Raw genomic sequence first — 25,978 nt, 5'->3', positions numbered from 1 at the left:
ATATCGTAACAATTTTCACTGTAGTACGACTTATGCATTGACATATTTATTACATTTGCAATCAATAAAAAAGTATTTATGAAAAAGTTAACGATACTCTCTTCAATCTTCGTGGGTGTATTTGCTTTTGCACAAGGTATCAAATTTGAGGATACCAGCTTCGCAAGCGTTGTTGCTAAAGCAAAAAAAGAAAACAAGCTGATCTTTATCGATGCCTATGCATCATGGTGTGGACCATGCAAACTGATGGCAAAAAACATTTTCCCATTGAAAAATGTGGGAGATTACTATAATTCTCATTTTATCAATGCCAAAATTGACATGGAAAAAGGGGAAGGAATTGACCTTGCCAAAAAATATAATGTAAAAGCTTTCCCTACCTACTTGTTCATTAATGCAAACGGTGAAGAAGTACACAGAACGTTAGGATACGTAGAAGAAAATGATTTCGTTCAGTTTGCTAAAGATGCGGAAGACCCGAATAAAAGACTGACTGCATTAAAGCAAAAATTCGAAAACGGAGAAAAAGATCCTGAATTCTTAAAGAATCTTGCCGGACTTACCATTTATAATGACTCGGAATTTGCGGGTAAAGTCCTGGATCGTTATTTCCAGGGAAAAGTCAGTCTGAATCAGGAAGATGTTCAGATATTACTTGCCGGAATTCAAAGTACAGAAAGTCCTTTGTACAAAATTTTTAAAGATAAAAAAGCGGACATTGTGAAGGTCCTTCCTGGTGAAAAATACGATATGGTTGATAAGAATATTAAGATGAATACCATCGTTAAAAAGTCTTATAATGCCGACACCAAAACATGGAATGACAGTTACTTTTTAGCCGAAACCCAGAAGTTTCTAAGCAAAGAAGAATCTGAAAAAATCTTTAAAAGAGCAAAATCCAGCAGAGCATTAAAAAATAAGGACATTGCTACTTATGAGGCATTAACTTTAGATTTATATAAAGATTATTCGGCTGCCTCTTCTGAAGAACTGAATTCTATTGCATGGAACTTTTTTGAAAATGTAACCACAAAATCATCTCTTGAAAAAGCAATCCTTTGGGCTCAGGAATCGGTAAAGAAAAGTGAAAGCTATGCAAATACAGATACCTTAGCGAACCTTTACAATAAGGTTGGGGATAAAAAGAATGCTAAAATCTGGGCTGAAAAGTCTGTAGCACTGGCTAAGAGTAGCGGTGAAGACGCTTCAGATACTGAAAAATTATTGAAGAGCCTTTAAACAACTTCTATATATAAATAAGAACCGCAGTGTAACTGCGGTTCTTATTTATTTATATCCGATCAAGATATTAATATTCAAACAATACACTTCCCCAGGTAAATCCACTTCCGAAAGCGGAAAGAAGCACCAGGTCTCCTCTTTTGATTTTACCTTCTTCAATCGCTTCGCTTAAAGCAATCGGAATAGAAGCTGCCGTTGTATTCCCATATTTCTGGATATTGTTGTAGATTTTTTCATCCGGTAATCCGAACTTCTGCTGTACAAATTGGGCAATTCTCAGATTCGCCTGATGGGGAATAAACATATCGAGATCTTCAACTGTTTTTCCTGCTTTATTTAATGCTTCCACCATCGTTTCAGGAAATCTTGTTACCGCATGTTTGAAGACGAAGTTTCCATTCATAATAGGATATACTTCTTTATTGGTAACATTTTCAGGCTCCTTTCTCATGCGATCACTCCAGCCGTATTTTGAACCCGGAAACTGGGTACATAATTCGTCTGCATATTTACCTTCAGAATGCATATTAAAGGATAAAATATCTCCCGCATTTTCGTCTTCAGTTGCAGAAAGAATAACAGCTCCTGCCCCATCCCCGAAAATTACGGAAACTCCTCTTCCCTCATCAGAAAAATCCAAACCAAAGGAATGTACCTCAGCGCCTACGACTAAAATATTTTTATAGGCTCCGGTTTTAATAAAAGCATTAGCTACACTCATCGCGTAAACAAATCCTGAACATTGATTCCTTACATCCAATGCTCCGATGGTATCGCATCCCAGCATATCCTGAAGCAATACCCCACATCCTGGAAAATAATAATCGGGAGAAAGCGTGGCAAAAACAATATAATCGATATCCTTAGCGGTTAATCCTGCTTTTTCAAGGGCTTTTTCAGACGCTTTGAATGCCAGGTAGGCTGTCGTCTCCTGTGAATCGTTCCTGTTTTTCCTGTGTCTTCTTTCTTTGATGCCTGTCCTCTCCGTGATCCATTCATCATTCGTAGTCATTAATTTAGCTAAATCATCATTCGTTACAACATTATCCGGAACATAAAATCCGATTCCCTTTATTGTACTTTTAATCATATAGTTTTTTAATTTTGGCAAAGATAAACTTATTTGATCCATAGTATTTCAAAATATTAGTATTTTTACTTTATGCCAATCGATACGATATACAGAGATTCCCACTGCGAATGGGTGGATGTAGAAGCTCCAACCCCAGAAGATTTACAGTTTCTTCATGAAAGATATGAGATTAATAATCTCCTTCTGGAAGACACCCTTGATCCTAATCACCTTCCGAAATATGAAGAGGATGGGAACGTAAAGTTCTTCCTGTTGCGGGAAAGTACAGAACTGGAAAGGAAAAATCTGAATACGATAAGTGATATCAGCACCAAGATTGGAATTTTTCTTCTGGAAAATACGATCATTACAGTTCACAGGATGAAAACCAGAAGCATCACCGAAACAAAAAAACAACTTTCTTCCAGCACCACAGATTCATCACCGGAAAATATCGCCCTGATGATCGCCCTATTGATCATGAAAAGCTTTGATGATGAGTCAATCAGCTTACTGGAAACCATGGATAATATAGAAAATGAAATTTTCTTAAAGAATACCAATCATACGACCCAGATCCGAAGGCTTTATAAATTAAAAAGAAAATCAGGTTTAAATTCAAGGGTCCTTATTATTTCTACAGACGCTGTTGATAAATTTAAGCTTTTAAATCTCCGGGATTCGGAATTTGTAGACCTGAAGGATAAGCACAAAGACGTTGTTGCCGATTTTGATCACCTGAATATCCAGATCACCAACCTTATTTCTATGTTCCTGGCACTATCGGATCAAAAAGCCAACCAGGTGATGAAGGTATTGGCAATTTATTCTGTTTACTTCTTACCGATTACTTTTATAGCGGGAGTCTACGGAATGAACTTTGATAATATGCCGGAACTGCATCATAAGCATGGTTATTATTTCACTTTGGGATTAATGGCTTTAATTGTCATTGTTACTTTTATTTATGCGAGGAGAAAACAGTGGTGATTGATTGACCGTCAAAATATAGAATCTTTTAAGAGAAAGATTAGATTTGCTTACCTAGTACAGATTATAAAATTTGCAATTTTTTTTTAAGAGCTAAGTTTTTTTTTAATCCCACAGGTCACTCAGTTTAGCACAGATGCTTATTGAGTATTTAACTCTGAAAATGGGGTGAAATTTGGATATCTTTTGGTATTTTTATCTCCAATAAAACCACTGAGCTTTAAAGCGACTATACAAAAGCTGCAGTTTTTTATTTTAAATCTAAAAACACCAAACCACCATGAAACCGGATCTTCTTAATAAAATTCTCGGTGATAATGTTCTTTCAAAAGAGTCTAAGGACAAACTTATGGCTCTGCATGAAAATATTTCCACCAAAGAGTTCTCGGATCTACTGGATGCTGAAGGCCGTCAGTATGTCGAATTTGTACAGGAAGGCGGTGGTGTTTGGGGAAGTGCACTGGTAGGTTATCTCTATGGTCTTGAAATATTCGGTGTCCGTTTTCTGAAAGTGGCAGGTACAAGTGCCGGGGCTATCAATACAATGTTAATTGCGGCTTATAAAACAAAAGAAGAAGCTAAAAGTGAAGTAATCAAAGAAATTTTATTCAACTGGAATTTTGCAGATTTTATGGATGGTAAACCTTACGTAAGGACCACTATCCATGCAATGCTTAATAACAAAAACTTCCTGAAGATAAATACGATTATTGCCATTATTATTTTACTCATCCTTGTGATTACCCCATTTGCGGTATCCTCTGAAACAGTATGGAGGGCAAAGCTTATTTTCCTTATTCCCATTATTCCTTTGATTCTGATATTTTTCTGCCTGAAAAAGTTTTATAATGATTTCCGTAAACAAAACAGCGGTATTAATCCCGGAAACACATTTTTAAATACCATGAAAGATGCCCTGGATAGTTTCGGTGTGAAAACGGTCGCTGACCTTAATCAGAAATTTTCTGCCAGGGAGGGTGCACTCAATCTTAACTACCGTTACGGCAATAATCAGGAATACTACACCATAGCACTAAGAAGTATAGAAGAAATAAAAAATGCTAATCTGGAACATATAGACGAAACGCAGTATAAAATATTTTATGACAGTGCCGTCAGCAATGATCATTATAAAAATAACCCCTTCTATCAGTTAAGATCAGAATACGTTGTCGTTACAACAGATATTAACGCTAAAATAAAGGTGGAACTGCCTACGATGGCCAATTTATACTGGTCAGAAGAAGAACTCAAACACAGCAGTCCGGCTGAATTTGTGCGTGCTTCCATGTCTGTTCCGTTCTTTTTTGAACCTTTTCAAAAGAGGATTAATAAAGATGATGATTCTATAAAATACGCATGGAGGTTCTGGATGAATACAAAACCGCAAGATATCTATCCTGTGGGTGTTTTCATAGATGGGGGAAGCATTTCCAATTTCCCTATTGATCTTTTTCATGCCAATGTTGTATTCTATCCGAGAATGCCTCTGTTTGGTGTACAGCTTACGAGTAAGTCCGAAGGGAATGACGATAAGGGGAAAACCAGCGAACAGATCTTAAAAACCCCTTTTTCATATGCAGGAAATATCATTGAAACCCTGAAAGGCTTTAATGATAAATCATTCCTTACCAAACATACTTTTTATCGTTTGTATAGCATACAAACCGTAGATTGTGGAACCAGCAGCTGGCTTAATTTCTTTATGAAAAGGGAAGAAAAGGAACAACTTTTCAATGCGGGTTTTTCAGCCGCACTGGATTTCCTCAATGGATTCGACTGGAAAAAATACAAAAAGGAAAGAATGATGATATCGATGAAGGAGAAAAAAATACTGAAGGAAGAAGATACGAAGACGGTGGGTTAAAGAATTTCTAATATCTATAAAATAAAATACTTATGAATCCGTTTGTCTATGATTTTTACAATGGAATTACGATAAAAGAAATTCTAAAAAATAATAAAATTTAAACCTAGTTGGAAAAAGCCGGATCATCAATCATTTAAATGATCCAGCTTTTTTATTATAATTTATCAATAAACTTCAGATATTCCGGGACACTTTTCTCTATCCATTCCTGTGAAGTATTAATTTCCAAGTTGTAATAGGTAAAAAGATCTTTATAATCTGCTTTTATATATTCAAAAGTGAGTTCAAAAGGTCTGGTCAATTCTTTCATTGTATATTTATATTTACCGGAAGCAGAATAATCTTTTTCTTCCACCCCGGCTGTAATAGCCAAAGCAATCTTCTTCCCTCCTACTTTAAATCCGCTTTTGCTTCCGTATGCCCATCCATAAGCTAAAACTTCATCAAACCACTTTTTTAATAGCGGCGGACTGCTGAACCAATAAAAGGGAAACTGAAAAACTATTTTATCATAACTTTCAATCAATTCCTGTTCTCTCTTAACATCAATTATACCATCAGGATATTCCTTATACAGATCATGAACGGAATATTTTTCAGGATACTGAGAGAGCTCTTCCACCCATCTTTTATTGATCATCGAATCTTTCATTACAGGATGGGTAACAATTACCAATGTTTTCATTTTAATGCAATTTATAGTTACAAAAATAATCCTATCCACTTACATTTCGTACATTAGCAACCTAATGTATGGTACTATAAAAAAAGTAAGTAATGAGCAAAATAAAGGAAACATCAACAAATTTTGAGAATAAAAAACTGTTATCCGATGAATGTTCTGAGGTTTATGCTTCCAACATTATCGGTGGACAATGGTCACTGGCTATATGCAGCTGGCTGATTAACGGGAAACTGAGATTTGGGGAATTAAGGAAACTTTTACCCAATATTACAGAACGTATGCTTACCTTACAACTCAGGAAGCTGGAAGAAAATAAGATCATTACAAGAACCGTTTTTGCGGAAGTTCCGCCCCGTGTTGAGTATGAACTTACAGCAATAGGTTATAAGCTAAAGCCTATCATTAAAGAACTTGAGCAATGGGGAACGGAGCATAAGGAAATTGTAAATTCGGATAGACTAAATTGACACGAAGTTTCTGCCTATACTAAAGAGGGGTATTCGTAGAGTTTTCTGTTATTATCCGAAAATAAAATATTGATTTTACAGGCTTCCTGATTTAACCTTTTTGCCACATGGGATTATGTTTCAGAATGGTTTTGTATACAGAGCAGTTTTCTGTATGAGCGCCCCCCAGATAACCAATACTCATAAGGAATTCATTAACGATTTCTCCACCTGTGAATTTAAATGTTTTTTTTAAAGAGCTTCATCCATTCCTGTAAAGTTTTGGGATGATGATGTTCCAGCCATTTTTCAATGATCCGAATTCTTTTTGCAGCTCAATGATTGTTTTGGCATTTTCAATGGCAGCGTTCACCTTAAGTTTATTTCTAATGATGCCGCTATCATTTAATAACCTTTCACGATCTTTTTCACTATATGCGGCTACTTTCTGAATATTAAACTGATCATAGGCATTTCTGAAACTTTCTTCTTTTTTCAGAATGGTTTCCCAGCTTAATCCTGCCTGATTAATTTCCATTACCAAGCGTCCAAATAATTCATTATCATCATGAATAGGGAATCCATAATGATAGTCATGATATTTTTGGTGTAATGCCTTTCTGCTTTCAGGCTGCATCTTTTCTATGGCTGAACAATAACTCATTTAAATATATTTTCTGTTTTGGTTAAAAACTTCTCTAAAGCATTTTTGATATCAATACCTGTCCGATCTGCTAAGATAATCAACCACCAGATATTTTCCGCTAGTTTATGTTCCAATTCTGCAGAGGCATCTTTTTTAATCCATGTTTTCTCATGTGACATAATATCCCGTCCGACAATGCCGGCATCGGTAAGGTAGGCAAGTGCATCCTGTTCCAGGGTCCATTCACTACCGTTCTGCTGCTTTTCAAGACGGTGGTATTTCTCTCTGATGTCAAGAGCCCTTTCTATGATCTTATCTAAATTATTCTGATCCATTATTCTGATTTTTGAAGGGATTGTCTGTATTGATTAGGTGTCTGTCTTGTCTTATTTTTGAACAGTTTACTGAATGACTGCGGATGTTCGAACCCCAATTGATAAGCTGTTTCGGAAACTGACAATTGAGCTTCGGACAAATATTCTTTAGCCTTTTCAATAAGCTTTTCGTGAATATGTTGCTGTGCGTTCTGCCCTGTATGGTGTCTGAGCATATCACTCAGGTATCTTGGTGTAAGATTCAGCTGTGATGCAATATATTCTACTGTTGGCAGTCCTTTTATGCCTTTTTCCCGATCAAAATAATCATCAAGTAAAGCCTCCATCCTTGAAAGAAGGTCATTATTTACCGCCTTCCGTGTAATGAACTGACGATTATAAAAGCGATTGCTGTAGGTAAGCAGCAACTCAATCTGCGAAATAATAACATCCTGGCTAAACTGATCTATCCTTTCATTTAATTCATTCTTAATGCTTTCAAAAACATCGAGAATTGCTTTCTTTTCATTTTCGGAAAGATACAATGCTTCCGAAGTTGCGTAAGAAAAGAAACCGTAATTTTTAATTTTTTTCATTAAAGAATATGGTCTTATAAAATCCGGATGAATATGCAGGGACATGCCACTATAATTCCTTTCCTCCTGTTCCATAATAAGAACCTGCCCCGGAGATACAAAAGAAAGGCCTCCTTCCTCAAAGTCATAATATCCCTGGCCATAACGGATTTTACCGTTGAAATTGGTTTTAAATGAGATTTTATAAAAATCCGATTTTGTCCCCTGTTCAAAGGTTTTCGGATCGAAGCACGTTTCATCATAATTGATGATTGTGATAAGAGGATGTTTGGGTGCAGAAAGTCCCATCGCTTCATGTAAAGCTGACAGAGATCGGAAATGAACGGGTGACTGATTCGTTTTCATAGTACAAAGATAAGGTGGGTTTGTGACAACTGTTAGTCAGTAGGAATGTGAAATTTGATGAATTGATGAATTGATGAATTGATAGTTGATAGTTGATAGTTGATAGTTGATAGTTGATAGTTGATAGTTGATAGTTGATAGTTGAAGGTAGTAAATTATAGGTTGTGAAAATAAAGATTTTGAATATTTAACATTACAGCTATTTACTCTAACTTATTTAATTGCAATTCATTAGTAAAGCCCGCAACATCTAACATCTAACATCTAACATCTAATATCTAACATCTAAGTTCTAACCTCTAATTTCTTCTCTTCCCCAAACAAAAAGCCGGATTTTATTTTCTGAACATGATTTTCCACTCCGATGGAATTCCGGTCATTGTAAAGGGCATTAGCATCTTTGCCGGCAACATACCTCAGCTGATCTTTACCATCAGTTGCCGCTTCATAAATAACGTGGGCAATATCTTCCGGTTTTGAGTAATTGGATACCTGATCCGGACTGTAGCCTTCCTGTACTTTTTCTGTCAATTGGCGATACGCGCTATGCTGGGCTCCATCTAATGAACGGCCAGCAAAATCCGTTTGTATTCCTCCAGGAGCCACTACTTTAACCTGAACCCCGAATTGAGCCAGCTCGTAACCCATACTTTCTGAGAAACCGTCTACTGCAAATTTTGTCGCACTATAAATAGAGCATGTAGGAAAACCCATTAAACCGAAACTGGATGTGATATTAATCAATACCCCTTCTTTTCTTTCTCTGAAGTAAGGAGTAAAAGTCTTTGTAATCCGGATTACTCCCATGAGATTGGTTTCAATCTGTTTTTTAATCTGTTCATCTGTAAAGGCTTCTAAAGGGCCTACCAAACCATATCCGGCATTATTCACAACCACATGAATCTCCGTTTCGGAAAGAACCTTTGCAATCGTTGATTCCAGCTGTTCTTTATTGGTAACGTCCAGTCCGATAACGGAAACATTTTCTAATGCTGTGAGTTCAGTTTCATTTTCGGGGTTTCTCATGGTCGCAATGACATTCCATCCCTGGCTTTGAAATAGCTGAGCTGTTGCTTTCCCTAATCCAGATGAAGCTCCTGTGATAAAAATTGTTTTTTGCATTGTTCTGATTTTATGATACAAAGGTCTTTAGAAATTAAAAATTAAAAGTAGCCATATTGAGTATCGTTGTAGCTATTTTGACGAATTACAGAATTTTTTATCATAAATTAAATGACAGAACAATGTAATACTTCTTTATTATTAATTATTTTATCTTTACCCATCTTCTTATATTTATATCCGACTTCTATGAAACAGATTATTTCACTTCTTTTCCTCTTATTTGTATGCTCATTGAATGCACAGACAATTTACTCCAGGGATTACGGAAACAAGGAAAATCCACCCGTTATTTTTATTCATGGCGGACCCAGCGGAAATGCTACATTATTTGAAGGAACTACAGCTGAGGCATTGGCTAATAAAGGGTTTTATGTAATTGTTTACGACAGACGTGGTGAAGGACGATCGAAAGATGACCAGGCAACAATGACTTTTAAAGAAAGTTTTGATGATTTGCTCAATATTTACAAACTGTATGGTCTGAATAAAGCAAATATTCTGGGACATAGTTTTGGAGGGATCATAGCGACTTTATTTACGAATCAATATCCTCAAAAAGTAAGCTCATTAACGCTTGCAGGTGCTTTGTTTTCGCAACAGGAAACCTATGATCATATTCTGAAAGAAGCCAGGGAAAAATTTAAGAATGATCCATCAAAATTAAAGCAGATTACAGACATTGAAGGTTTACCGAAAAACTCCGCAGAGTACAGAAAAAGCTGCTATAATATTGCGGGTGATATGAATTTCTTTTCCATGCCCAATCCAACACCCAAAAGCCGGCAGCTCAGAAATGAATACGAAGCAGGTGATTTTTATAAACAGAATTACAGAAACCCTGATTCACCTATGAAATTCTATAAAAATGAAAGCAGGAATAATCTTAATAATATCAGTGTTTTAAAAAATATAAAAAAGAAGGATGTCCCTATCTTTGCGGTCTATGGAAAGAATGATGCTATATTTTCTGAAAAACAGATCAATGATCTTCAAACAATAGTAGGAAAAGAGAACTTCGATCTTATTGACAACTGCTCTCACTATTTATTTGTAGACCAGCAGGATGAGTTTTTAAAATTTATGGTTGAGCATCTGCACTAAATTCTTTCATTCCATTATAAAAACTTAGTTTTGCAAATCATGCAGGACTACAAAATACATACGAGAACCTACAAAACAATCATTATCATTCTTGTTTTGATGTTTTCATTATCTCCCTGTTCTGTAAAAAGGGACCTGTTAGGTATTTTCGATATCCAATATATTAGCCCTTTAAATAAGGTAAGAGTTACTTCAAATCCCACTTTCAGCTGTGATAGTTTGATTACGAACTCATCACAGAAAACACTTATTTCATCAATACAATCCAAATCGGTAAAAGGCTTTTTCTTCTATTTGCATATCTGCTTACGTCCTTTAAAAGAGGGTAAACTAATTTTCAATACCTATTCCGGAACAACTTCAGGAAATAGCCCACCGAGGTATATTTTATTTCAACAATTAAAATTGGATATAGCACAGGAGATTACCTCCGGTCATTTTTAATTTTAATTATTCAGTAAAATATACATTCAATGAAAAATACAACTTGCCAGCTTAAAGATCATGCTGGTTTATATACATTATCTATCCGTATGGTCATCGGATGGACTTACTTTTCAGCTTTTTGGCGGCGTCTGGTTCTGGAAAATAAACTGGATCCCGAAGTAAAAGGATATATCGGCGAAAAATTCAATCATTTCCTGCCCAATGCTTTGGGGATCAAACCAGCTATAGAATACCTTGTTACTCATCCCGATGCATTGCACACCTCTATGGTAGTTTTTACCATCATAGAAGCGATTGTAGGACTAGCGGTCATTTTTGGATTGTTTACCCGTCTCATGAGCATTGGAATTTTTGGACTGGCTTTAGGAATTCTTCTGGGATCAGGCTGGCTGGGAACAACATGTCTGGACGAATGGCAAATCGGTGTTCTGGGAATTGCGGGAGGGTTCACATTATTTCTTACAGGCAGTGGTCCTTTTTCCCTGGATGACTACTTTTTAAAGAAGAAGATCAGTTTCACTTCTAAAAAATGGTTCCCATGGCTCGCCTCAGGTCATCTCCCTATCCGGAATCCCAGATATTTTGTGCTTACAGGTTCTGTTTTTATTATGGGACTTACCCTCTTTACCAATCAATATTTTCATGGAGGAGTCTGGGGAACTTTGCATAATAAATCAGTTCAACCCAAAGTTGAGATTTCAAATCTTTCCCTTAACCGTAATACCATTCATTTTGAGGTATACAGAACCGAGGGTGCTGACGTCTACGGTTCATTTCTGATCGGTATTCATATTTTAGATAAAGACGGGATAATTTTAAAAGCATTGACCCAGAAAGAACTTTCGGAACTGCAATCGGAAAATATTCAGAATCATTATGTAGCCAGGGTAAAGCCAGGGAAACACAGTCTGATCATTCCGCTTGGAGCCAAGGCAGATCTCAAATTCAATATTGAAGATATCTCAGACAAAAGAAATATGATCCATCGCGTAAAGCTGATTGACATCAGCGGAGCTGAATGGATTGCTGATCTTTAAACTTTTCAGCATAAAAAAATACCTCCGGATTCCGGAGGTATTTTTAATTTAAATTTAGTGCATGGCTTCACTCAAATCTATTTTTTCTTTACTTTTTCGCTCTTTCACGAAGAGGATAAATGGTATACAAATCAGGAAGGCTACCCCTAAATAAAGGAAAACATCCATATAAGACAGTACCGTTGCCTGTTTTGTTACTGAAAGATCAAGCATTTTATAGGCCGCATTCAATGCAGCATCAGGAGTCATTCCTTTGGAGATAAAACTTGCTTTCAGTGTTGCTAAACGCTGCTGAACCTCAAAACTATCACTATCGAGATGGGTAATAAGATTCACCCTGTACTTCTGACTTGCATTGGCAATAAAGGTTGTAATGGCAGCAATACCAAAAGAACCACCCAACTGTCTCATCATCCCCGTAAAAGCTGCACCCTGCCCAATTTCCTGACCTTTCAATGTACTTAGCGACAAGGAAGTAATCGGTATGAACAAAAGTCCTAATCCGGCCCCTCTTACAATCAACATCCAGAAAAAGGCTTCTTTACTGGTGTCTGGTGTAAGGATCTTATATCCCCAGAAACTGTAAACAAAGAAAATGAATAATCCTAAGGAAACCAGAATCTGCTGCTTTGCTCCTTTAGAAAGCAATCTCCCGATGATAGGCATCATGAAGGCAGTAGTTAATGCTGCAGGGATCATCAATGCACCCGATTGCAGGGCAGTCCAGCCTAAGATACTTTGAGTGTATAAAGGGACAATAAATGTAGACCCATACAGCCCAAATCCTAATACAAAAGACATCGCCGTTCCGATCCTTAAATTACTGTTCTTCAGAACCCTTAATTCAACAATAGGAAATTTAAAGGTAAGCTCCCTCCATAGAAACAATATAAATCCTAATACGGCGGTTACGGTAAAGGTAACGATCATTCCGCTTGCAAACCAGTCTTCTTCATGACCTCTTTCCAGGATAAACTGTAAAGAACCCACAGTAACGGCTAACAGGGCAATTCCAAGCCAGTCGACATCAGAAGCTTTTCTCTTCTCGGCATATTTGGGACTTTTTACAAATTGTAAAGTCATCAGAGTTGCTGCAATACCAATTGGAATATTGATATAGAAAATATAAGGCCAGCTAAAGTTATCTACAATATATCCTCCTAACGGTGGTCCCAAAGTTGGACCAATGATTACCCCTAAACCATAAATCGCCTGAGCCATACTTCTTTTTTCAACAGGATATGATTCTGTGATAATGGTCTGTGAGGTTACCAATAATGCGCCTCCACCAATACCCTGGCATAATCTGAAGAATACGAGTTCCCAGATATTGGTTGCATTTCCACATAAAAATGAAAATATGGTAAAGATGATAATAGAGGCTGCAAAATAATTCCGACGTCCGAACTGCTGTGACAGCCAGCTCGTCATTGGTACGATAATTACGTTACCTATAGCATAAGCCGTAATTACCCAACCCACTTCAGAAAGTGTAGATCCCAGGTTACCTTTCATTTCATTGAGGGCAACGTTTACAATCGTGGAATCCACAATTTCAAGCAGAGCACAAAGAATAGCTGTGATCGTAATGATCACTCTCCGGGCTCCATATTCTACTAATGAATCTTGCATAGTTAATTTTGTGTGATGTACAATTGTATGAATGTGAAATGATTGATTTAAGGATTGAGAAATTTAAAGATTAAAGATTTCTCAATTGAAAACAAACCCGTTATTATGTTTGCGTAATTTATCTAAATCATAAAAACATTCTACATCAATACATTTTACATATTTATTTTAGCGAAACTTCAGCTTTCACATTCATTCCTGTTCTCAGTTTTTTAGCGATATTCGGATCCAGTTTTACAAAATCAATTTTTACAGGAAGTCTTTGTACCACTTTTACGAAGTTACCACTTGCATTATCCGGAGGCAGGATAGAAAATGTAGCACCGGTTGCAGGTGAGAAAGAGCTTACAACCCCTTCAAATTCCTGATCAGGGAAAGCATCAATTTCTATTTTTACTTTTTGTCCCTCAACCATTTTGTCAACCTGAGTTTCTTTAAAGTTCGCAACCACCCATTTCTGGTCATTTTTCACTACACTGAATAACTGTGCACCTGCCTGAAGGTATTGTCCAACCTGAATCGGAACTTTTCCTACATATCCGTCTTCAGAAGCCAGAATAATTGTGTAAGACAAGTTTAATCTTGCATTTTCCACATCTACCTGTCTTTGTTGTGCCACTGAATTGGCTACACTTATCTGTTGAGAACTGGCTGCAGTCTGAGAAGAAGCAATACCTGTCTGCTGAGCGATCTGATTTCTCTGCTCCACTAAAACCTGCAACTGCTTATCTGCGGATTGTTTTGCAGCAAGCGCCTGCTCATATTGTTGTTCTGTAATAGAATGATCTTTTACAAGATTAGCATATCTTTTCAGGTCAGAAGAAGTTTTCCAGACATTTACTTTTGCAGCTTCGATCTGGGCATTTGCTGTTGCTACCGCAGCTTCAGAGCTTCCGATGTTTTTAGAAGTAGCTGTTGTAGTAGCCTGAGCAGTTGAAATATTACTTTTTGCTGTTGCCAATGCTGCTTCAGCTTGCTCTAATGCCATTTTCTGGTCTCTGCTATCTAAAATAACCAGAGTATCTCCTTTTTTTACAAACTGGTTATCTTTTACTTTTATCTCTTTTACATATCCTGATACTTTAGAAATTACAGGACTCATATTGGATGCAATCTGGGCGTCATCCGTTTCTTCATGCACCTGTCCGTAAGAATAAGTTCTATATCCATAAATTCCACCTCCGATTAACACAACCGCTAAAATGATAGGGAAAACTAAACTTTTCTTCTTTTTTGGTTCTAAGTTCTCTGCTTGTTCTGTTTTATTATTTTCCATTGTGGTATTATTCTTTTATTTAATTGTTAAAGTTCCTGTAGTTTGTAATAGTTTTCTGTAAGCTAATGCGGCATCTGCTTTTGCATTGATCACTCCTACATTGGCTGAGATCTGAGCAGCATCTGCATCCAGGAGTTCGGTCATGGTGGCTAAACCATTATCGAACTTATTTTTAGTAATTCTATAGTTTTCATTAGCCTGAATCGCAGATTTTTCAAATACAGCAATTCTTTGCTTAGAATAGTTTGTATTTTGATATTCTCTGTTTACATCAAGCTTTATATTGTCATTTAAAAGTTCATTGCTTGCTTCCAGTTGTTTTTCTCTCGCCTTGGATTGTCTCAAAGATGAATTCTTCTTCCAGATATTAGCCAGATTATACTGTATCCCTATGCCTACGTTTACGGCATTGTAAACCGTTAAAAAGTTGGGTGCATCTGCTGCAATATACCCTCCCGTTAATGCAATGGTAGGTAAGTTTTCAGCTTTTGCAGCTCTACTTCCCAACTCTGCAGCTCTTCTTTGCTGGCTTAAGGCTTGTAGATCTTTACGATTTTGCTGAGCCTCATTCAGATAGTAATCCACAGGCTTAGCATCCTCAGCTTCATCTATATAATTGGGATCCACTTCAATAATTGTTGTTTCAGGAATTCCTAGTAACAGGTCCATATTGATGTTTGCAATATTGTAGTTATTTTTGGCTTCCAATAGCTGCAATTCAATATCTGAGGTTTGAAGATTTGCTTTTAAACGGTCATTTCTTGCGATCAATCCATTATTTTCCATTTTAAGAAAAGTCTCATCTCTTTGATTGGAAGCTGTAAGGTTTTCTTCTAAAACCTTGATCGATTGGTTGGCCTTAAACAAATTATTATAAGCCTGGGCAACATTGTAAGCGATGGCAGTTTTATCATTTTCCGTGCTTAGTTTGGATGCCTCCACAAGATATTTTGCAGACTCAATTCCATATTTTATTCTTCCTCCAGCATAAATAGGCATAGATAAATTAGCCTGACCTAAAAATACAGACTTCGGTGAGGCTACTCCACCACCTGATCCGGATTCGTTCAGAAATTTTACATCTACTTTAGCATTCGTTAAACGCATGTACTGCCCCGAAAGCTTAAAATCCGGCAGCTGTTTATTTTTTGCTTCTAAAAGGTCGGCTGTCGCTTCTTCTATTTTAGCGGCATCGATCTTTAGATTCTTGCTGTTTTGGATACCTAACCTCACAGCTTCATCAAGGCTGAGTTGTTTTTTCTCCTGAGCATTTATGTTAGCAATTCCTATAAATAGTGAAAGTGCAATAACGGAATTATTTATTTTCTTCATAACCCAAAAGGTCTTTTAGTAAATATTTTATATGTTTATTAAGTTCTGTGTAGTATTTTTCATCGAAAGCTTCTTCGTCCTCCGTGTTATTCAGGAATTCTTTATACATTTCTTTAGCATTGGAAGCGTAAAATAACGTCCCGCTAACTGTAGTATGTAACAAATAAATAAGGGGGTTTTTGGTAAAAATGCCTTTTTCCAAACCACTCTTTAATATCTGTGAGTACATGGAAAGAAAGCCCATTTTTGTTTGCTTCAGGAATTCTACAATTTGTGGGTTCTCCGCATGGAGCTGCTCACGCTGCATAATCCGGTAAAAGCATTTGTTATTTTTTACCTTTCCTGAAAACTCGTCCACTATCTTTTCTATTTTTTCCCATTCATTAATATCTGTTCTCTCCAGAATATCTTTTGAAAAAAACTGGCCTTCATTCATTCTGTATTCTACCAATTTCTCGTAAAGTTTTTCTTTTGAGCCAAAATAATAAGAGATCATAGAAATATTTACATTCGCTGCCTTTGAGATTTCCCTTGTAGAAGTCCCGTCAAAACCTTTTTCAGCAAAAAGCTTTTCTGCAGCAAATAATATATTTTCTTCTTTTGAAATCATGTCACTGCTAATTTTTCAGGCTGCAAATTTACACAAGTTTTGTAAAGAATCAAACGATTGATTGATTTTTTTAATGTATTTTTAATTTTACTTAATATAACTTACTGTAAACTAATACATTTTGATTAAATAAAAATACTAATTATTATAAATAAATTCATAATTAATTAACTATTTAAATATTTGATTTAATTTTTTCAGGTAAAAATTGTCAGAAATACAGCATTGGCCGAAGAAAGAATCTTCAAAAAATGATGTAAATAATTGGAATTATTTAAAATTGAAATCTGCCTTCCTTCTTTTATCATAATTATTTGTTTCATTTTATTCTATAATAAAAGTATCTAAGAAACACTTTACCATTCCTTTTTTCAAACAAAAAAGTCCGGATTATACCGGACTCATATATCTTATTTTAAAATTTTATGTTGTTTTATGAATATATCTGGATAGCTTTATTCCGAGATCTGTCCAGATAATTTTAGGATTCCCGTTTCTTGTTAAATGCAGATCGGCAGTACTTACCTCTTCAAGAATATTTTCAATATTGGCACCACTGATAAATTTCGAAAATCCAACCCAGTTAAAACCATTGGCATTGATCTTTTTATACACCAGATCCTCAGATTGATAGTTTTGCAGTAAAGCCAATCTGAATATTTCAGAACAATAATTCAGAAAGTTTTTCTGCTTCTCACGATTCCACCCGGCTATCTCTCTTGCCCAAAGGATGATATTTTTAAGAAATTCCGGTCTCTTTTTCACCTGGAATGCATCCCGAACCCATTGGATGAAAAGTCGTTCGAACTCTTCATTTTTATTCCCCGATTTTAAAAGTTTTACAGCGTCATTCAGATTTCCCTGAGCTTCATGAACAATTTCCCTGGACTGCTCATCAGATACTGAAAAGTTGTTCCGAAGATAGGTTGCAATATCCGTATCGTTAAGTCTGGGAACTTCTACAATCTGTGTCCTGGAAAGTATGGTGGGTAAAATATCGTTTGAATTTTCTGCAGTAAGCAGGATAATGGTTTTAGCAGGTGGCTCTTCCAGGAATTTCAAAAATTTATTGGATGCCGCTACATTCATTTTATCTGCTCTCCATACAATGAGAATTTTGGTTCCGCCTTCAAAACTCTTAAGAGAAAATTTCTGGTTCTGATCATCTATTTCATCAGCTGAAATAAAAAGCTGTTTGTTTTCAGAATCCAGAAAAGCAGTCCAGTCATCATAGCTTGCGTAGGGAGAAGCCAGTATCATTTCGCGAAAATCCTCAAACTTATTTTTGCTTAAAGAGTTCTTGTTATCCGTATATACCGGAAAACTAAAGTGCAGGTCCAAATGATTTAGGTGTTCCACTTTTGAAGCGGCATGCTCATTTTCGCCCTGCAGGATTTCTTTTGCATAAGCTAAAGCCAGAGGAAATGTACCATATCCTTCCTTTCCAATGAAAAGCTGGGCGTGGCTTACTCTGTTTTCTGCAATGCTATCTTTAAGAAGTTTTTTCAGATTGTCTTGTCCGGCAATGTTCTCCCAATTCATGCCTCAAAGATAAAAAATCTTCTTTCAATTCAAGGAAATTTAAGATGATCTATTGATTAAAATAATTTTCAAAAACAGAACAATCCGCTTAAGAGTTCGTAATTATAGTCTCTGTCAATAATCTTATTTACGTAATTCATTAATTAAATTGTGTGCAATTTAATTTTTAGCAATACATTTGCTGTATCAAAAAACAAAAAATAAACTCACATTATGAAAGTATTGTATAGTATTGGCGCTACAGCCACAGGAGGAAGAAACGGACATGTAAAAAGCGAAAACGAAGTATTGGATCTTGAAGTAAGAATGCCAAAGGGTCTTGGTGGTACAAATGATGATTACGCTAATCCGGAGATGTTATTTGCTGCGGGATATTCGGCATGCTTTGACAGTGCCCTCAACCTGGTCATCAAACAAAATAGGATAAAAACAGGAGAAACTACCGTTACAGCAAAAGTAAGTCTTGGACAGATTGAAAATGGAGGCTTTGGTCTCGCGGTTGATTTACATGCTAATATTCCAGGAGTATCTATGGAAGAGGCCCGCTCTTTAATTGAAAAAGCACATCAGGTTTGTCCTTATTCTAATGCAACCAGAGGAAATATTGAAGTTAATTTAAGTGTAACAACGGCTGAGTCTTAAATTAATCGTGGAGCCTTTATCTGATATCAGTTTAAAATGAATAATTTAGATAAAACTTTCACCAAGATTAATAGATCATTATAAAATAGTACTATGACACCAGAATCAGAACAAAAAATTAAGGAGGTTTTTGAAAAGCAAAAGGCATTTTTTAAAACCAATAAGACCAAAAATATTGAATTCAGAAAGGAGCAGCTAAGAAAATTTCGTGAAGTATTTCTTAACCACACGGATGCATTATGTGAAGCTTTGGACATTGACCTGGGAAAAAGCAGAAAAGAGGCAGAATATGTAGAAATTCAGATCGTATCCAGTGAACTGGATTATTTACTGGAAAACATTGATGAATGGGCAAAACCCACTCCGGTAGAATCCAAACCTCATCCTTCAGGAGCAAAAATTGTGAGCAAAATAACATATCAACCTTATGGTGTAAATTATATTATAGGGCCTTTCAATTATCCTGTCCAGCTCACTTTCAGCCCTTTGATCGGTGCATTGATTGCCGGAAATACAGCAATTATCAAACCTTCTGAAAACACTCCTCATGTGGCAAAGGTAATCGAGAAAATTATAGATGAATCTTTTGATGAGTCCTATGTTAAAGTATTCCAGGGAGCTATAGAGGAAAATACATTGCTATTAAGTCTTCCTTTCGATTATATATTCTTTACGGGAAGCCCCAATGTAGGTAAGATTGTCATGAAAGCCGCCGCAGAACAGCTGATTCCGCTTACTCTGGAGTTGGGAGGCAAATCACCAACAATAGTACACAAAGATGCTGACCTCGATAAAGCTGTGTCCAGAATTTCCTATGGAAAATGGATCAATTGTGGGCAGACCTGTGTCGCCCCTGATTATATTTACATTCATGAATCTGTAAAAGACAGCTTTATAAATAAATTTATAGCTTACCTTAAAACGACTTATCCTGAAGGATCTTTAGGAAAAATAGGAAAAATCGTTAATACCAACCAGATCAAACATCTTGCAGGTTATCTGGACGCTGCACCAGAAAAAGTAATTTACGGAGGAGCATATGATTCTGAAACCCGTCATTTCGAAGCAACCTTAATGGATCAGGTGACCTGGGATGATCAGGTGATGCAGCAGGAAATTTTCGGTCCTATATTGCCCATCATGACCTATACTGACATTGATGTCGCTTTGGAAGAAATCAACAATCGCCCCAAGCCTCTGGCTTTATATGTTTTTTCTGAAAGTGAAGAATTTGCCAATGATGTTTTAAACCGTACCACAAGTGGTGATGCTGAAATCAACAGCGCCATCATCCATGTAGGCTCTCATTTTCTGCCTTTCGGAGGCGTAGGAACTTCCGGAATAGGAAAATATCACGGAAAGTTCAGTTTCCAGGCATTCAGCCATAGCAGATCGGTTCTGGAAGTATTATAAGCTCAATTAATAATTGACAATACATAAAAGTTGGAAGGCAGTTTTCTTTGTGGAAAACTGCCTTTTACAATTACAAAAATCAGATTAAGCAACGTCTATTTACAGCACAGCTCTTCTTTTCATTAATGTAATCAACTATTATTGTGAAAGATGTATAGTTGCAGGAATCCTGACAATTCCATCCTTAGAAAAAAAAGAAGCTCACTTCGGCTAAATTTATTTTTATAACAAAAAATCAGCTTTTGATTTAAAGATAATTCCCCTTAACAAACTTTAACCTCATGAAATTTTTACAATTCATTAATATTTAAGATATTTGCGCATTATTTTAAAAATAAAGAATGAAAAAAATCTTTGTACTATCATTCATTTCTGTTGGCTATTTCCTTAATGCGCAGAGTTTAAGTAATTCACCATATGCAACTTACGGAATCGGGGATGTAAAATATGATAATACGATTGAAACAGCTTCTATGGGTGGCATTTCAACGGCTTTTATAAGTGATTTCACGAGTAATTTCAATTTTGCCAATCCTGCAAACAATACGAATTTCGAACTGACCAGTATTAAGCTTGAAGCGACGAACGAAAACAACTATTTTAAAACGAATTATAACAATACGAAGTCTACCAAACATTCTACGTATTTATCCAATATTTCATTAGCATTTCCTATCTCCTCAAAGGTGAAAATGGGATTATCTTATCAGCCTTACAGCTCAAAAAGCTATGATATTGTTAATACCAGCACGACCACTGATGGAACTGTTTTTGCCAACCGGTTTAAAGGAACAGGAACATTAAATACAGCACAGATAGCTGCGTCTTATAAAGTAAGCAATGAATTTGCTTTAGGTTTAAGAGCGAATTATTATTTCGGTAATCTGTATGATCTTAACGAGATCACTACTGCTGATAGTCAATTGATCAATGGATACGAGACCAAAAATAATGTTCGAAACTTTAATTTTACTTTAGGGACAAGCTACCAGCATTTGAATACCCGTACTGATAAAAAACTAACCATTGGTGCCACTACTACTTTTGGAAACACAAGTAATATGACTACCGATTATACAAACAGTACTTATTTCTATGCTGCCGACGTGAAAAAAGAGGAGCAGATTATAGAACAGAAAAGCACAAGCTCTAAAAATCTTTTACCCGTACAAGCCTCTTTAGGGGTTGGATATGGAAGTGAAAACCAATGGTTCGTTTCGGGCCAGATTGATTATAAAAAAGGAGAAACCATTTCTTATTTTGGAAAAACATTTGATTTCCAGGATACCTACAGAATATCTGCCGGTGGTTGGTATTTACCTAACTACAATAACTTCAGAAACTATTTCTCAAGAGTAGTATACCGTTATGGTGCCTTCTATGAAAGAGGAGGTTTGAAGATCGGTAATAACAGCATTAACAAATTTGGTATTTCAGCAGGGGTAATGCTTCCGTTCAAAACCAGTAGTATAACGAGAATGAGTGGATTGGAACTGGGTATAGAGCTTGGTAAGCGCGGAACTTTAAAAGACAACCTGATCAACCAGAATTTCATCAACCTGAGGGTAGGATTTAATTTTGCTGACAAATGGTTCAGAAAGAGTTTATATAACTAAAATGAAGTTTAAAAACTTATCATATAAAAAAAAATATAGCATGCCTTTTTAGTTGTGCTATATTTTTTATATTGACATCCTGTGAAGAGGATCTTACCAAACGAAACGGCAATCAAAGCAAAAATTTCCCTTCACAGATCATTAATAATGCCCGTATCATCCAGAGAGATTCCGGATTCGTCACACTAAAGGCGTTAGCTCCTATTATTGAAAAGTACGAGCTCATAGATAGCCCGTATGTAGTTGCCCGAAAAGGAATCAATATTGAATTTTTTGATAAGAAAAAGCCCAAGGTACCGGGAAAAATTACTGCCAAATACGCGCGGATCTTCGAATATAAAAAATTCTATGAAGCAAAAGGTAATGTGAGAATTACCACCAACGAAGGACAAAGATTTGCCATGCAAAGCATCTACTGGGATCAGAGGAAAAACCGTATTTACACCAAAGATACCGTATATGTAACGATGGAAGATGGCTCTACGCTTGTAGGCGCCAACGGAATGACCGCCAAGGATGACTTCTCTGAATATACTTTCTTTAACAGTTCCGGAGATTTCAGCTCTAAACAACTGTCCGAATCCAAAAAATAATTTCTATGATTTTCCGAGCGATAGGTTTAATGTCGGGTACCAGTTTAGATGGACTGGATATTTGCTTTGTCCGGTTTGAAAAGCAGGAGCAGTGGAGTTTTCAGATTGTAATTGCCGAAACAATTCCCTACCCTGAGACCTGGGAAGAGCAACTGAGGAATTCTATTCATCTATCCGCTGAAGAACTCCTGGAGTTCAATGCTGAATACGGCTTCTATCTGGGAAAACAGGTTCATCAGTTTATAGAAACTCATCAATTAAAAAACATTGACCTTATCGCCTCTCACGGGCACACCGTTTTTCATCAGCCTCAGAAAAAGTTCACCCTACAAATCGGAGATGGAAGAGCCATAAAGCTTGAAACGGGATTACCTGTTATTTATGATTTCAGGACACAGGACGTTTTGATGGGTGGAAATGGAGCTCCCCTGGTCCCGATTGGTGACGAACTATTGTTCTCAACATATGACGCATGTCTTAACCTGGGAGGATTTTCAAATATCTCATTTCAGTCTCATCATAGAAGAATAGCATTTGATATCGTTCCGGTAAATATTGTTCTGAATAAATTAGCGGAACAGTCAGGTAAACGCTTTGATAAAAATGGTGAACTTGCCCAAAAAGGAACTGTTAACAAAGCTTTACTGGACAAACTAAGCTCAATCCATTTCTATAGACAACCATACCCTAAGTCCTTAGGTATTGAATGGTGTAATGAAAATATCTTTAACAGTTTTAAAAATATTGAAACCCTTGATCTCCTGGCAACCTTCACTGAGCATATTGCCGAACAAATTTCTCAAGTTATCAATGAGAATGCCTTGAAAAACATTCTTTTTACCGGTGGCGGAACCCATAATTCTTATCTGATTGAAAAGATAAAGGCAAAAACAAAAGCAGAAATTGTTATTCCTGAAAAACAGCTTATAGATTATAAAGAAGCATTGATATTTGCGTTTATGGGGATCTTACGACTCAACCAGCAAGTGAATGTATTATCCTCTGCTACGGGTAGCTTTAAAGATCACAGCTCCGGTATCATTGCATAAAAAAACCTCCATTTCTGAAGGTTTATATATTACTTGTAAGCTTCTATCTTATCCGTTAAGGTATTGATAAAATTCTGAAGAGGCTTCTCTACCATCATTTTTATAAATGGATTAAACTTGCCCTCAAAAAGCATTTGTACTTCCGTTTGGCTGTCATTGACAGGGTTTAAAGTTGCTGTTAATGAAAAATCCAGACTTGAACTTGCCGATTTCAAAACAGCTTTTTGGTCTGTAACTTCATCTATTTTTAAAGCAATTTCCGGCATCCCCTGCAGTCCAAATTTAAATCCATCTTCTCTGCTTTCAAACTTTTGAAGTCCGTCCGGCATAAATTCTTTATAGTTGTCTGGTGTTTTTAATAGTTCCGCCAACTCTTTAGATGATTTATTGACAATAATTTTTCGTCCTTCTAAATTCATTTTTTATTTTTGTATTTAAATTCTTACAAATGTATAAAGTTTTTGTGAACGAAAAAAAATTATTGCTGTCTAAACAGTCTGAAAACCTGGAAAAAAATGTAAGGTATGAGAACTTCACAACTTTTGAAATCGCATTGGATCTTCTTGAAAATACATCTGTAAAAGAATTGAATGTATTCGGAGACGATATTGATACTATTTGGAAAGAATTTCAGAGTCTCTTCAGAATTATTGAGGCAGCAGGCGGGCTTGTGAATAACAGCAAAGGTGAAATGCTCTTCATCAAAAGACTGGGCAAATGGGATCTTCCCAAAGGAAAAATGGAAAAAGGAGAATCCCGTGAGGAATCTGCTGTAAGAGAAATCGAGGAAGAAACAGGACTTAAGGATGTTGAATTAGTAAAATTCATCAATACCACTTACCATATCTACGTAGAAAGAAACGGTGAAAAAATTCTGAAATGTACCCATTGGTTCGAAATGAACTTTAATGGTGAAGACACTTCTAAACCTCAGATTGAAGAAGGTATTACGGAGGTAGCATGGAAAAACAACACTCAAATAGAAAATGAAGTTTTCCCAAATACTTTTAAAAACATTCACCTGATCGTCACTGAATTCAGGGACGGCCAGCCTAAATAAAATCCAGCGCTTTTTCCAGTGATATACCCCGTGAAGCTTTTAATAGAATATTCTCTGATTGAATTTTATTCAGTTTAAGGTATTCTATTAATTCCTGGGTATTTTCAAAAGATAGTGTTGTTTGATTTATTTGTTTAAAATTTCTGCCAACAGTGATAATTTGATCAAAACCCAAGTCTAATGCCTGTTTTAAAATGATCTGATGCTCCAGTTCACTTTCATTTCCCAGCTCAAGCATATCACCAATAATAATGGACTTGGTTCCTTCAAAAGTTACAAAGTTATTTAAAGAGGCCATCATTGAGCTTGGATTAGCATTGTAAGTATCCAGAACAAGTGTCCTCCCCTCTTTTTTTACGATCTGGGAACGCATATTGGTCGGCGTATAGCTTTCAATAGCATGTTGTATTTTGCTCATTTCTATTCCAAAATGAAGCCCCAGACTAACTGCTGCACAAAGGTTTGTAAAATTATAGTTCCCTGTAAGCTTAGATAATGCTCTGGTCCCCTGATAAGATAAACCTACACAATGATTTTCTGAAAAGGCTTCAAAATAATAATCTGAATCAGGTTTTCCGAATGTGATTTTAGGATCATAATTTTCTGTTTTATCGCGCTGTATCTCATCATTCTCGTTAACAATAATAGTCTTATGGAATGTTTTCAGATAGTCATACAATTCGGATTTTCCTTTGATCACCCCTTCAAATCCACCAAATCCCTCCAGGTGTGCTTTCCCGAAATTGGTAATGTATCCGAAATCAGGTTTCGATAGCGAACATAACAGCTCTATTTCTTTCTGGTGATTTGCTCCCATTTCTATTACCGCCATTTCATGTTCAGGTCTGATGGATAAAATGGTAAGAGGAACTCCAATGTGGTTATTCAGATTACCGTAGGTACACTGTACGTTATATTTTTCAGAAAGAACAGCATGGATCAGTTCTTTTGTAGTTGTCTTTCCATTACTCCCAGTAAGCCCTATGAATGGAATATTCAGCTTATTTCTGTGATGTATGGCAAGAGCCTGTAAAAAATCCAGTGTAGAAGGAACATAGAAGATATTTCCATTTGTATTTTCATATTCTTTATCCTCCACAATTACTGCCAAAGCGCCTTCGGAAACAGCCTTTTCTGCCAAAGTAGCTGCGTTAAAATTATCTCCTGAAAAGGCAAAGAAAATATCATTATTTTCTATTTTTCTGCTGTCAATAGTAACTTTATTAGCTTGCAGAAACAAAGGATAAAACTGTTCTATATTCATAGTTCAAAAATAAAAAAACCTTCCTGTATTTAG

25 protein-coding genes and 1 pseudogene are annotated in these 25,978 nt (G+C 36.2%); 13 read left to right on the top strand and 13 right to left on the bottom strand.

Annotated features, from left to right (window positions below; genetic code table 11):
• Positions 1-78: 78 nt before the first annotated feature.
• Entirely contained in the window at positions 79-1,239 is a 1,161-nt protein-coding gene (locus tag ACJ5H0_RS17295) for a thioredoxin family protein (protein ID WP_411250878.1), read from the top strand.
• 70 nt (positions 1,240-1,309) lie between these two features.
• Here the strand turns inward: ACJ5H0_RS17295 and ACJ5H0_RS17290 are convergent, their stop codons facing one another.
• The gene (locus tag ACJ5H0_RS17290) at positions 1,310-2,332 is read right to left on the bottom strand and encodes a 3-oxoacyl-ACP synthase III family protein (protein ID WP_411250875.1); all 1,023 of its coding nucleotides are present in this window, start codon (positions 2,330-2,332) and stop codon (positions 1,310-1,312) included.
• A 72-nt stretch (positions 2,333-2,404) separates the two neighbouring features.
• Between ACJ5H0_RS17290 and ACJ5H0_RS17285 the strand changes: the two genes are divergently transcribed.
• Complete coding sequence (locus tag ACJ5H0_RS17285; RefSeq protein ID WP_345989729.1) at positions 2,405-3,304, top strand: magnesium transporter CorA family protein; 900 nt, start codon at positions 2,405-2,407, stop codon at positions 3,302-3,304.
• A 280-nt stretch (positions 3,305-3,584) separates the two neighbouring features.
• Complete coding sequence (locus ACJ5H0_RS17280) at positions 3,585-5,171, top strand: patatin-like phospholipase family protein (RefSeq protein ID WP_411250872.1); 1,587 nt, start codon at positions 3,585-3,587, stop codon at positions 5,169-5,171.
• A 157-nt stretch (positions 5,172-5,328) separates the two neighbouring features.
• On the opposite strand, the gene ACJ5H0_RS17275 is transcribed toward ACJ5H0_RS17280, so the two are convergent.
• On the bottom strand, positions 5,329-5,859 hold the full coding sequence (locus tag ACJ5H0_RS17275) for an NAD(P)H-dependent oxidoreductase (RefSeq protein WP_411250869.1): 531 nt from the start codon (positions 5,857-5,859) through the stop codon (positions 5,329-5,331).
• Between the two features lie 92 nt (positions 5,860-5,951).
• Here ACJ5H0_RS17275 and ACJ5H0_RS17270 point away from each other — a divergent pair, with 92 nt between their 5' ends.
• Positions 5,952-6,326 (top strand): winged helix-turn-helix transcriptional regulator, encoded by a 375-nt coding sequence (locus ACJ5H0_RS17270; protein WP_172277338.1) that lies wholly within the window; start codon positions 5,952-5,954, stop codon positions 6,324-6,326.
• A 91-nt stretch (positions 6,327-6,417) separates the two neighbouring features.
• On the opposite strand, the pseudogene ACJ5H0_RS17265 reads toward ACJ5H0_RS17270, so the two are convergent.
• The 4 genes and pseudogenes from ACJ5H0_RS17265 to ACJ5H0_RS17250 all read right to left on the bottom strand — a co-directional run bounded on the left by ACJ5H0_RS17265 (position 6,418) and on the right by ACJ5H0_RS17250 (position 9,328).
• Positions 6,418-6,969: pseudogene (locus ACJ5H0_RS17265) on the bottom strand (DNA-3-methyladenine glycosylase I).
• Positions 6,966-7,286, bottom strand: coding sequence for a nucleoside triphosphate pyrophosphohydrolase family protein (locus ACJ5H0_RS17260; RefSeq protein WP_411250866.1), 321 nt, complete (start codon positions 7,284-7,286; stop codon positions 6,966-6,968). Before ACJ5H0_RS17260 ends, ACJ5H0_RS17265 begins: the two are co-directional and overlap by 4 nt.
• Positions 7,286-8,206 (bottom strand): helix-turn-helix domain-containing protein, encoded by a 921-nt coding sequence (locus tag ACJ5H0_RS17255; protein WP_172277329.1) that lies wholly within the window; start codon positions 8,204-8,206, stop codon positions 7,286-7,288. The genes ACJ5H0_RS17260 and ACJ5H0_RS17255 overlap by 1 nt, the downstream gene beginning before the upstream one ends.
• A 285-nt stretch (positions 8,207-8,491) precedes the next feature.
• Positions 8,492-9,328: an SDR family oxidoreductase gene (locus tag ACJ5H0_RS17250; protein ID WP_411250863.1), complete on the bottom strand. Its 837-nt coding sequence runs from the start codon at positions 9,326-9,328 to the stop codon at positions 8,492-8,494.
• A 189-nt stretch (positions 9,329-9,517) separates the two neighbouring features.
• Between ACJ5H0_RS17250 and ACJ5H0_RS17245 the strand changes: the two genes are divergently transcribed.
• The 3 genes from ACJ5H0_RS17245 to ACJ5H0_RS17235 are packed head-to-tail and all read left to right on the top strand — an operon-like array spanning position 9,518 to position 11,916.
• Entirely contained in the window at positions 9,518-10,432 is a 915-nt protein-coding gene (locus tag ACJ5H0_RS17245; protein WP_411250860.1) for an alpha/beta hydrolase, read from the top strand.
• Positions 10,433-10,471: 39 nt separating this feature from the next.
• Positions 10,472-10,876, top strand: coding sequence for a hypothetical protein (locus ACJ5H0_RS17240; RefSeq protein ID WP_411250857.1), 405 nt, complete (start codon positions 10,472-10,474; stop codon positions 10,874-10,876).
• A 29-nt stretch (positions 10,877-10,905) separates the two neighbouring features.
• Entirely contained in the window at positions 10,906-11,916 is a 1,011-nt protein-coding gene (locus tag ACJ5H0_RS17235; protein WP_411250854.1) for a TQO small subunit DoxD, read from the top strand.
• 54 nt (positions 11,917-11,970) lie between these two features.
• Here ACJ5H0_RS17235 and ACJ5H0_RS17230 read toward each other — a convergent pair whose 3' ends face one another.
• From ACJ5H0_RS17230 to ACJ5H0_RS17210, 5 genes are all read right to left on the bottom strand, one after another.
• Positions 11,971-13,548, bottom strand: a complete 1,578-nt coding sequence (locus ACJ5H0_RS17230) for a DHA2 family efflux MFS transporter permease subunit (protein ID WP_172277314.1) — start codon at positions 13,546-13,548, stop codon at positions 11,971-11,973.
• Between the two features lie 163 nt (positions 13,549-13,711).
• The gene (locus ACJ5H0_RS17225; protein WP_273647372.1) at positions 13,712-14,824 is read right to left on the bottom strand and encodes an HlyD family secretion protein; all 1,113 of its coding nucleotides are present in this window, start codon (positions 14,822-14,824) and stop codon (positions 13,712-13,714) included.
• Between the two features lie 15 nt (positions 14,825-14,839).
• Positions 14,840-16,156, bottom strand: coding sequence for a TolC family protein (locus ACJ5H0_RS17220; RefSeq protein WP_172277308.1), 1,317 nt, complete (start codon positions 16,154-16,156; stop codon positions 14,840-14,842).
• A complete protein-coding gene (locus ACJ5H0_RS17215; RefSeq protein ID WP_172277305.1) occupies positions 16,140-16,766 on the bottom strand; it encodes a TetR/AcrR family transcriptional regulator in 627 nt (208 codons plus the stop codon). The genes ACJ5H0_RS17220 and ACJ5H0_RS17215 overlap by 17 nt, the downstream gene beginning before the upstream one ends.
• A gap of 423 nt (positions 16,767-17,189) precedes the next feature.
• Complete coding sequence (locus ACJ5H0_RS17210; protein ID WP_411250849.1) at positions 17,190-18,308, bottom strand: DNA polymerase III subunit; 1,119 nt, start codon at positions 18,306-18,308, stop codon at positions 17,190-17,192.
• A gap of 213 nt (positions 18,309-18,521) precedes the next feature.
• On the opposite strand from ACJ5H0_RS17210, the gene ACJ5H0_RS17205 reads away from it, so the two are divergent.
• The 5 genes from ACJ5H0_RS17205 to ACJ5H0_RS17185 all read left to right on the top strand — a co-directional run bounded on the left by ACJ5H0_RS17205 (position 18,522) and on the right by ACJ5H0_RS17185 (position 23,621).
• The gene (locus ACJ5H0_RS17205) at positions 18,522-18,950 is read left to right on the top strand and encodes an organic hydroperoxide resistance protein (protein ID WP_273647370.1); all 429 of its coding nucleotides are present in this window, start codon (positions 18,522-18,524) and stop codon (positions 18,948-18,950) included.
• Positions 18,951-19,043: 93 nt separating this feature from the next.
• Positions 19,044-20,363 carry an NAD(P)-dependent benzaldehyde dehydrogenase MdlD gene (gene mdlD, locus ACJ5H0_RS17200; RefSeq protein WP_411250846.1) on the top strand — a complete coding sequence of 440 codons (1,320 nt, stop codon included), beginning with the start codon at positions 19,044-19,046 and terminating at the stop codon, positions 20,361-20,363.
• Between the two features lie 341 nt (positions 20,364-20,704).
• Positions 20,705-21,979, top strand: coding sequence for a hypothetical protein (locus tag ACJ5H0_RS17195; protein WP_172277293.1), 1,275 nt, complete (start codon positions 20,705-20,707; stop codon positions 21,977-21,979).
• Positions 21,980-22,050: 71 nt separating this feature from the next.
• Positions 22,051-22,572 (top strand): LPS export ABC transporter periplasmic protein LptC, encoded by a 522-nt coding sequence (locus tag ACJ5H0_RS17190; RefSeq protein ID WP_411250843.1) that lies wholly within the window; start codon positions 22,051-22,053, stop codon positions 22,570-22,572.
• Between the two features lie 5 nt (positions 22,573-22,577).
• Positions 22,578-23,621, top strand: coding sequence for an anhydro-N-acetylmuramic acid kinase (locus tag ACJ5H0_RS17185; protein WP_411250841.1), 1,044 nt, complete (start codon positions 22,578-22,580; stop codon positions 23,619-23,621).
• A gap of 29 nt (positions 23,622-23,650) precedes the next feature.
• Here the strand turns inward: ACJ5H0_RS17185 and ACJ5H0_RS17180 are convergent, their stop codons facing one another.
• On the bottom strand, positions 23,651-24,040 hold the full coding sequence (locus tag ACJ5H0_RS17180) for an SRPBCC family protein (RefSeq protein WP_172277284.1): 390 nt from the start codon (positions 24,038-24,040) through the stop codon (positions 23,651-23,653).
• Between the two features lie 29 nt (positions 24,041-24,069).
• On the opposite strand from ACJ5H0_RS17180, the gene ACJ5H0_RS17175 reads away from it, so the two are divergent.
• Positions 24,070-24,681 carry an NUDIX hydrolase gene (locus tag ACJ5H0_RS17175; RefSeq protein ID WP_411250838.1) on the top strand — a complete coding sequence of 204 codons (612 nt, stop codon included), beginning with the start codon at positions 24,070-24,072 and terminating at the stop codon, positions 24,679-24,681.
• Here the strand turns inward: ACJ5H0_RS17175 and ACJ5H0_RS17170 are convergent.
• Positions 24,674-25,945, bottom strand: coding sequence for a UDP-N-acetylmuramoyl-tripeptide--D-alanyl-D-alanine ligase (locus ACJ5H0_RS17170; RefSeq protein ID WP_411250835.1), 1,272 nt, complete (start codon positions 25,943-25,945; stop codon positions 24,674-24,676). The two genes, ACJ5H0_RS17175 and ACJ5H0_RS17170, sit on opposite strands and share 8 nt — an antisense overlap.
• Positions 25,946-25,978 lie beyond the last annotated feature (33 nt).

Source organism: Chryseobacterium proteolyticum, assembly GCF_046591535.1.
Classification (GTDB): Bacteria; Bacteroidota; Bacteroidia; order Flavobacteriales; family Weeksellaceae; genus Chryseobacterium; species Chryseobacterium proteolyticum.
This window is presented reverse-complemented; position numbering and strand designations above follow the sequence as displayed.